The organism is Cysteiniphilum halobium, from assembly GCF_003574425.1.
Lineage (GTDB): Bacteria > Pseudomonadota > Gammaproteobacteria > Francisellales > Francisellaceae > Caedibacter > Caedibacter halobius.
This window is the reverse complement of sequence record NZ_QLIU01000032.1, coordinates 47778-55256: the sequence shown is the minus strand read 5'-3', so window position 1 is coordinate 55256 and position 7479 is coordinate 47778. Positions and strand designations below refer to the sequence as shown.

Here is a 7479-nt window from a genome sequence, read left to right as displayed (position 1 = left end):
AAATCATCGTGTACAGAGAAGAATATTTTCATATGCTTGAATATATTTAGCTTTTCAGGCATTATCTCATCTTCCGTCCTGATAGTTCAACGGATAGAACAAGCCCCTCCTAAGGGCTAGATGCAGGTTCGATTCCTGCTCGGGACACCATATTGCCTATATCAAACGTTATCATCAAACCAAACAAGCAATTCATACCACACATTAGTTAACTCATTTCATTAATCAGTTTTTCTTATACTGTTAATAAATAATATATCAATTGTTTGTTTTGCTATCGTGTAATAACTCGCCTATCATTATTTGATACTTGTCTTTATTATTTCAACACTACGGAGTCCTTACGTGATTACAACTATTTTTTTGATCATATTGATCTTATTGGCATTGGTACAGTTCTATAAAGTTAGCTTTAACATTCGCGCAGTCGCCTCTTTAGTTCTAGGTGTTGTGTTTGGCATTATTTTACGCCTACTAAATCAAAGCGGTAGTGATGATACGCTACATAACCTGCTTCATTTAGTCAGTGATACTTATGTCAGTTTACTTAAGATGTTAATTATCCCATTGGTGTTAACTGCCATTATCCATGCGATTATTAACCTGCGCCATCATCAAGGGGCTTATCTCATTAAGATGGTAACAAGAGCGGTTGTTGTTATCCTTCTTCTCACAGGTATCAGTGCTATTATTGGTGGATTGGTTGGCTCTTGGATGCATATTGGTCTTGGCATGTCATTCTCTGGTGCGCTAACAACCCCTGAAACACATAATCTTGTTGATACCATCACAGGAATGTTACCAAGTAACCCTATCACAGCTATGGCAGATAATAACGTTATCGCTGTGGTCATTTTTGCAGCTTTGATTGGTTTTGCCACATTAAAGCTTCACCAACAGGAAAAGGAAATTGCTGCCCCATTTATCAGCTTTATTCATTCAACATTTTTTGTTGCCAAAAAACTTGCCAATATGATTATTGCGCTAACCCCTTATGGTGTCTTTGCGTTAATGACACAAATGACACTTGATCATGGGTTAACAACGCTCATGCAGATGATTAATTTTATTGCTGCAATGTATATTGCCATGCTTGTTGTTATCATTATGCATACCATACTCATCACCCTATGCGGCGTTAACCCAGTGTATTATTACAAAAGCGTTTGGCGTGCTTTACTCGTTGCCTTTACCACTCGCTCAAGCTTTGGCACACTACCTGTAACCATGGATGCCTTAGGAAATCGATTAAAGCTATCTGAAAGTGTTTCAAACTTCACACCAAGTATTGGTGCTACTATTGGAATGAATGCTTGTGCTGGTATTTATCCAGCGATGCTCGTTGTAATGACCTTAACGATTATGGGTGAGCCAGTTACTTGGCAAATTATCTTACTCGTTGGTGCAATTAATATGATCGCTTCATTGGGTGTCTCTGGCATCCCAGGTACTGCCTTTATTGCAGCAGGTGTTACCTTTGCAACACTTGGTTTACCGTTTAATATCATCGCACTTGTTCAAGGTGTTGACCCTATTCTTGATATGGGGCGCACAGCCACCAATGTCAACGGTGCAATGACAACAGCAGTCATTACCGATAGAACAACCATACGATAATTTATCATTTGAAAAAGCATCTCTACAATTGAGAAATTGTAAGCATCAAATTTCAAATATCCCTTGCGTTATTTAAAATAAAACCATTTGGAATAAATAAAATCTAAATTATTATCAGCTGGATGATAGCCACCAATACGTGGTTTAACCAGATTAGTGTATGAAGCATTATAAATTGGAATCGTCAAATAGGCATTCATTGCAGTGGTTAAAGCACTTTTCATATAATGGTTATAATCTTTAAAACTTGTTGCATGAATTGCTGCTTGATAATCCTTATTGATCGATGGAATACAGGAGCCACCACTATTAGATGGTGCATTACAAGTTAATGCGTAGACGAACTCATTAACCGCATTAATAAATGTAAGGCGTATAAATACGCCCCTACGGATAATTTTAACTTTTCGTATCCTCTTTAAAATGTAACCATTTAGATTGAATTTGATTCATATGATCATTTTGTGCCGTAAATCCAGCAATACGCTTACTCATCAAATGGCTATACGAGTAATTGTAAAGTGGTAGAATAATATAATCATTCATTGCTGCCTTGATAGCTTTGGTCATATATGGGATCTCATCCTGCTCATTTTTCTGACTAACCGCTTTTCTAAAGTTTTCCGTTACTTCTTGATTACACGATTGACCATAGTTGTTACCACTACCACAAGTCATTAATTCTACCCAGTCACTAGCATCATTATAATCCGCCTTCCAATCCAAAAGACCGACATCAAATTGATGATTGTTCATGGTTTGTAAAAACACTTTCCACTCTTGATTTTCCAGCGATACATCAATGAGGTTCCCAAATGCCTGCTGCCACATTCCAATGACTGCAAGCACGAGTTCCTTCTTCCATTGCAAAGTATCATAAACCACTGTGAATTTAAGTGGATGCTCTTCAGAATACCCTGCTTTTTCAAGTAGTTGTTTTGCTTCTTGTTGACGTTTAGCCATGTCTTGAGATACCCAACTATAACTTGGCATTGTCTTATAAATATCCTTATATAAACCACCTTGTACACCATCAGCTAAAACACTATAAGATGGTGTTTCACCTTTTTTTGTCACACTTTCAACTATTGCTTTACGATCCACTGCAATCGTTAATGCCTTACGTACATCAACTTTTGCTAAATCTGGATTCTTAAAATTAAACCAAAAAAATTCATTACCAAGCATTGTGTTGTGCTGTAGTTGAGCACCATATTTTTTAGCATAAAACTCAATACTTTTACCATTGGGGACATCCCAAGTCATGTCTAAATTGCCCGATTGAAATTGCGCATATTCTGTTGATAGATCAACAATTGGTAAGTATTTGACCGTTTCAATAGCTACATGCTTTTTATCCCAATAATAGGGGTTTTTAACCGCAAGTAAATGCCCATTAGGCACCCATTCTTTTAGTACATAGGCACCGTTACTCACCATTTTACCTGGTTGCGCCCATCCTTGCCCATATTTTTCAATTTCTGCTTTATGTAATGGATAGCTAGATGGCATTAGCATTAATTGTATGAAATATGGCTGCGGATGCGATAAGCTAATTTGCAGTGTATAGTTATCTATAGCTTTCACACCTAGACTTGCAAAGTCTTTTGATTTGCCATTAATAATATCTGGCGCACCAACAATTGCCTCATACATTGTATTAAATACATTGGGTACTTCTGGATTTAAATTACGTCTAAATGCATAAACAAAGTTTTCAGCAGTGACTGGATCACCATTTGACCATTTAGCATCATGCCGCAAATGGAATGTGTAGGTCTTACCATCTGGAGAAACATCCCAAGATTGAGCAACACCAGGAATAATTTCATCTTTTTGATTAAGCGTCACTAAGCCCTCATACAAATCATTGGCAACGCGAAATGAACTTATATCAGATAAGATCCCTGGATCAAGTGTTGGTACCGCAGCACCAACACCAACAGTTAGCACCTGATCTTTTGTTGACGTTTGTTGCTGTGTTACAGTCTGCGCCTGTCCACTATCGTTTTTTGTCGACTGTGATTTTGAGCAGGCACTCATCGCCACAGCTACAACACCAAGTGACATGCACAGCAGTAGTTTTTTGATTTTCATATTTTCCTCCCTCTTGATGGTTGTTGTTTAGCGTATAAAAACCTCTTTATTTATCTTTCCTGTTTTATTCATCATTCATCTTAGTAAGTTTTACTTTTTAAAATACATCCACTTCGAATAAACATGATCCATGTGGTTGTTTTTCGGATCATAGCCACCAATATATGGCTTAACTAAACGATAATACGTGTAATTATACAGTGGTAATGCGTAATAACCTGACATTGCAATCTCAATGGCTTTTCCCATGTGTGCGTCAAATTGTGCCTGTGTTGGCGCGTACATACCTAAATTATATTCTTTGTCTAATGCCTTGTTACAGAATCCAGCATTATTATTCGGGCTATTACATAAAAACATATCGACAAAATTGCTTGCGGCATTAAAATCAGCAACCCACGCAAAACGTCCAATTTGATAGTTTTGTTGCTGCAAGGTTTGCAGATAAACTTTCCACTCTTCATTTTGCACTTTAACCTTAACCATATCACCAAAAGCACGCTTCCACATTTGCGTAATCGCTTCAGCAATTTTTTGATGCATTGGTAAGGTATTATAGCTAATCGTTAAATTAAGCGGATGTGTATTGGAGTAACCCGCTTTTTCCAAAAGCTTTTTGGCTATTTGATCGCGCTCTGCCATCGGTTTATTTACCCAGCTATAACTTGGTACATTTTTGTAAATATTATCATAAATACCACCTTGAATACCTTGTGGCACAATGCTATATAAAGGAGTTTGTCCCATACGTAATATAGAGTCAATAATGGCTTTACGATTCACTGTCATCGTTAGCGCTTTACGCACTCCCAACTTATCAACCCCCTCAGAATGGGTGTTAAACCAATAGTAATAAGCCCCTAACTGTGTCACATCAATAAATTGTGCACCAAACTGCTGACGATATTGCTCAGCGCTTAAACCATCGGGTAATGTAAATGTCATATCCATCTGCCCTGCTTTATAGCGATTAAGCTCATCTGTTGGATTACTAATTGGCAGAAAGCGTACTTTATCGATTTTGACATTATCAGCATCCCAGTAATATGGGTTTTTAACTGCCAGAATATGTCCATTAGGGATCCATTCTTTAAGCGCATAAGCACCATTACTCACCATTTCACCGGCTTGTGCCCAACTTTTTGGATCCTTTTTAACTAGAGGGGGGTAGACAGGATAGGCGACTGAATTTGCCAAAATTGCTGGAAAATACGCTAAGGGATGCGCTAAGGTAATTTGTAAAGTTAAGTCATTTAATGCTTTAACACCTAAAGTATCTGGCTTTGCCTTGCCATCCATAATCGCTTGCGCGCCTTTAATAACATTGAGCATCGTATTGTTCGGTGCCGCGGTTTTGGGTGTTACTGCACGTCTTAGTGAAAAAACAAAATCTTCAGCAGTCACAGGTTGACCATTTGACCATTTAGCATTATCACGCAAATGAAAGGTATACACGGTGCCATCCTTAGATATATCCCAGGATTTAGCAACACCAGGAATCGCTTTATTTGACTGGTCTTCAGTGGTTAATCCTTCAAAAAGATCATCAACTACACGCCCTGAAGTGACATCATTCACAAGCTGTGGATCTAAGGTTGGTACCCCATTGCCCACACCGACAATCAATGTATCTTTAGCCTTTGGTGCGACATCTGAATTTGTTGATTGCGTGTTACCTCCACCACAACCAGAAAGTAGAGATGCCAAGGTTAAACCTAATACTAATACCTTTTTTGATCCATTCATATTACTGCTTTCACTCCTTAGTTTTGTAAGCTTCTTAAGTTATCTTGCTTAATGTTCAATTTTATACATGCGGCTTTGCGCTCATCAGATAACGCATATAATAATGGTTTGTCTTTAGCACACACCTCATCTGCTAATGGGCACCGTGTACGAAATACACAACCTGATGGTGGATTAATCGGTGAGGGTAAATCACCCTCCAAAATCTGTATTTTCTTATCGCGCTCAAGAACCGGATCAGGTAAAGGCACAGCTGATAATAAAGCTTTAGTATATGGATGCACTGGATGATCACACAATGCTTTTGACTCCCCAACCTCCATTAAATTACCTAAATACATTACCATAATGCGATCTGAAATATGCTTCACCACACTTAAGTTATGTGCAATAAATAAAATTGTCAATCCTAATGTTTGCTGCAATTCTTTTAATAAATTCACCACTTGTGCCTGAATAGATACATCAAGGGCACTAACAGGTTCATCACAAACTAGAATGGATGGATTTAAAATCAATGCACGCGCAATACCAACACGCTGACACTGCCCGCCTGAGAACTGATGTGGGTAGCGATTAATATGTTTTGGTGATAAGCCCACCATACGCATCATCTTTTCAACACGTGTGCGACGTTCCTCTTTTGATAGCTTTGGTTCATGCACTCTTAATGGTTCAGCAATAATATTACCAATTGTAATGCGCGGGTTAAGTGAGGCAAAAGGGTCTTGAAAAATCATTTGAATCTCTTTTCTAACTGGCTGCCACAATCTTTTATGTTTCAATGCCGTTAAGTCTTTACCTGCCCATACCACTTTGCCTTCTGTCGCATTTACTAACCCGACAACAGCACGAATAAGCGTTGATTTACCACAACCTGACTCACCTACTATTCCTAGTGTTTCCCCCTTTTTGACATTAAATGACACGCCATCAACTGCTTTGACAAAACGTGTTTCCTGCCATGGCCATGATTTTTTTAGTGGAAAATAAACTTTTAGATTTTCTATATTTAAAACAGTATCACTATTAAGCATGACTTATTGCCTCCATTTGTTGCTTGGCATAAAAACATGCGACCAAATGAGTTTTATCTTTTGCAAAATTTTCTAACTGCGGTTTATGATTTAAGCAATTTTGTAATGCAAAATCACATCGCGGCTGAAAAGCACAACCTTGTGGTAAATTCGATAAATCAGGAGGCTCTCCCGGAATTGCCTGTAAACGAGAACTTGGGATATCAACACGTGGTGTTGCTGCCATTAAACCCTTGGTATATGGATGATAATTATGCTTAAACAAATCATCAATATTTGCTGATTCAACAGGAGAGCCACCATACATGACCATCACACGGTCACATGCACCAGCAATAACACCAATATCATGGGTAATTAAAATTGTTGCCATGTGAAACTCATTTTGTAGTTCCTTTAATAGCTTTAAAATCTGTGCTTGCACCGTAACATCTAACGCGGTTGTTGGCTCATCTGCAATCAATAGTTTAGGGCGACACATCAAAGCCATTGCAATCATTACTCTTTGACGCATCCCACCTGAAAATTCATGCGGATAGAGCTTTACACGATTTTTGGCATCAGGGATATGCACCGCATCAAGCATCTCTATGGCTTTTTTAGCAGCGTCCGCTTTAGAGCAATTACGATGAATCATTAATGTTTCTGATAACTGCTTTTCAACCGTAATATAAGGATTAAGTGAAGTCATGGGATCTTGGAAAATCATCGAGATTTTATCACCTCGTATTTTATTTAATGCTTTTGCAGACATACCAATAAGTTCTTGACCATCAAACTTAGCTGAGCCTGAAATCACCGCATTGGATGCAGACAATCCCATTAGTGCTAAAACTGTTTGGCTTTTGCCTGAGCCAGATTCACCAACGATACCTAATGTTTCCCCTTGATTTAAACTGAAATTAATTTTATTGACTGCACTAACAAGCCCATCATTGGTTTTAAACTTTACTTCTAAGTCTTTTACTTCTAATAGTGACAT

At 38.1% G+C, this 7479-nt stretch carries 6 protein-coding genes and 1 tRNA gene; 2 read left to right on the top strand and 5 right to left on the bottom strand.

The features are described 5' to 3' along the window. Nucleotides 1-75 precede the first annotated feature (75 nt). A tRNA-Arg gene (locus DNK85_RS07330) sits at nucleotides 76-150 on the top strand. A 195-nt stretch (nucleotides 151-345) separates the two neighbouring features. Then, nucleotides 346-1617, top strand: coding sequence for a cation:dicarboxylate symporter family transporter (locus DNK85_RS07325; RefSeq protein WP_119328930.1), 1272 nt, complete (start codon nucleotides 346-348; stop codon nucleotides 1615-1617). A 68-nt stretch (nucleotides 1618-1685) separates the two neighbouring features. Here DNK85_RS07325 and DNK85_RS11540 read toward each other — a convergent pair whose 3' ends face one another. The 5 genes from DNK85_RS11540 to DNK85_RS07305 all read right to left on the bottom strand — a co-directional run bounded on the left by DNK85_RS11540 (nucleotide 1686) and on the right by DNK85_RS07305 (nucleotide 7479). After that, complete coding sequence (locus DNK85_RS11540) at nucleotides 1686-1841, bottom strand: hypothetical protein (protein WP_162896587.1); 156 nt, start codon at nucleotides 1839-1841, stop codon at nucleotides 1686-1688. 175 nt (nucleotides 1842-2016) lie between these two features. Continuing rightward, nucleotides 2017-3714: a peptide ABC transporter substrate-binding protein gene (locus tag DNK85_RS07320; protein ID WP_119328929.1), complete on the bottom strand. Its 1698-nt coding sequence runs from the start codon at nucleotides 3712-3714 to the stop codon at nucleotides 2017-2019. Between the two features lie 90 nt (nucleotides 3715-3804). After that, nucleotides 3805-5460, bottom strand: a complete 1656-nt coding sequence (locus DNK85_RS07315; RefSeq protein ID WP_119328928.1) for a peptide ABC transporter substrate-binding protein — start codon at nucleotides 5458-5460, stop codon at nucleotides 3805-3807. 17 nt (nucleotides 5461-5477) lie between these two features. After that, complete coding sequence (locus DNK85_RS07310) at nucleotides 5478-6497, bottom strand: ABC transporter ATP-binding protein (protein WP_119328927.1); 1020 nt, start codon at nucleotides 6495-6497, stop codon at nucleotides 5478-5480. Beyond that, nucleotides 6490-7479 carry an ABC transporter ATP-binding protein gene (locus DNK85_RS07305; protein WP_119328926.1) on the bottom strand — a complete coding sequence of 330 codons (990 nt, stop codon included), beginning with the start codon at nucleotides 7477-7479 and terminating at the stop codon, nucleotides 6490-6492. Before DNK85_RS07305 ends, DNK85_RS07310 begins: the two co-directional genes overlap by 8 nt.